The 1,347-nt window shown below is 31.8% G+C and carries 2 protein-coding genes; both read right to left on the bottom strand.

Going from position 1 to position 1,347, the window contains the following annotated elements; translation table 11 throughout:
* Positions 1-157: 157 nt before the first annotated feature.
* Entirely contained in the window at positions 158-835 is a 678-nt protein-coding gene (locus ACEWK1_RS27635; RefSeq protein WP_416636884.1) for a Rep protein, read from the bottom strand.
* 191 nt (positions 836-1,026) lie between these two features.
* Complete coding sequence (locus ACEWK1_RS27630) at positions 1,027-1,290, bottom strand: hypothetical protein (protein ID WP_416636883.1); 264 nt, start codon at positions 1,288-1,290, stop codon at positions 1,027-1,029.
* Between the last annotated feature and the right edge of the window lie 57 nt (positions 1,291-1,347).

The raw sequence follows: 1,347 nt of genomic DNA, 5'->3' as shown, positions 1-1,347 counted from the left end.
GTTAGAAGTGTTGGTATGACTAGTTTTGTTGTACTTTTTGGGGTGTCACCTTTTCGTGACACTTTGACGTGTTTTTGTCACCTTTTCGTGACACCTAATAAATTCCAAATAATAAAAAAAGACCATATCATTTTCAGATATGATCTAAAATCTTTTATTAAAAAAATCTTGCAGGTAAAGTTACCTTTTTTCCATTCTGATCTTTAAGATTTTTCAAAGAGTGTTGAAATAATCTCATAGTTAGCTTGTCCAGTTGGACATTATTTTTTCTAGGTGCACAAATCATAATATAAGGATTTACAATCCACGTTCTAGGGCTTACAGTTCTTCCATTTTCAATAACGTGTCCTGCCCCTTCGGGATTAAGTAAAATCTCTTTATCCTTCAAACCATTCATAATTACAGACGTTTTTTGTCTTGATTTCCCTATCATTTCAGCAATTTCTGAAACCGTTGCAGACTTAGGAAGTTCAAAATCGTCTTCAACATTTTTTCGTTTCTTTTTAAATTTATCTTCCCTGCAAATAATTACATTACTTTTAAATTCTAAATAAGCTTGAATCCGAAATAGAAAATCTCCTTCGGCTTGATTAAGATAACCAATTCTATTTAGTAAATCTAAATTTCTATGCATGACCTGATTGAATGGCTCCCCTGCAAATGGATCTTTACTGGTTCCAATAAAATGTTCTTCACCAGTAAGTTCTTTTAGTTGGTCTAGTAGTGATTTTTTTAATTCTTCGGCTTTGAATCTAGCTTCTGAATCTTTTTCAAAATCTCTTTTTCTAGCATTCTTTTCAGCTTGGTCAAAATCAACAACATTATTTTTTTTCATCTAATTCCTCTCCCTATGTGGCAGGAATTAGTCCCAATATGTTAGAATATATATATCCTATAAGTAAGAAAGGGACACTAATTCCTGTCCTCTATGTATTTGAGAAACCGCCAAGCCGACCAAAGCAAGGGCGGTTTTTTCTCATTTCTCTATGTTTCGACAATAACATATAAATTCCTCTTTCATAGAATTTATTGACGAGTTAATCTCTCAATTTCACTTTCAGTCTTAAAAAGTCGCTTATTCAAAACTTGTAATTCATTGTCACGATCATCAAGTTTTCTATTAATCTGACTAAGCATAGCAGTTATATCTTGAGGTTGATTTTCTTCCAAACGAATAACAGCTTCCTCAATACGATTTAACTGTTCTTTGTTTTCCTTCTTAAACTCAACAAACTCGCCTTTAAACTCATTCAAAGCAGTTAAAATCATATCTATTTTTTGATCACTCATCTAAACATTCTCCCTTTCTATTTTTCCTTTTAAGCTAATTAATAGTTTATCATCAAC

It is taken from the genome of Metabacillus sp. YM-086, assembly GCF_048059995.1.
In the GTDB taxonomy this organism is placed as follows: Bacteria; Bacillota; Bacilli; order Bacillales; family Bacillaceae; genus Metabacillus; species Metabacillus litoralis_B.
Note: the sequence above shows the minus strand (reverse complement) of the source record. Positions and strands in the feature narration are given on the sequence as shown.

Excerpts from the sequence above, each read along its gene's own strand:
- ACEWK1_RS27635 (WP_416636884.1), bottom strand. The coding sequence starts at position 835 with ATGAAAAAAAATAATGTTGTTGATTTTGACCAAGCTGAAAAGAATGCT.
- ACEWK1_RS27630 (WP_416636883.1), bottom strand. The coding sequence starts at position 1,290 with ATGAGTGATCAAAAAATAGATATGATTTTAACTGCTTTGAATGAGTTT.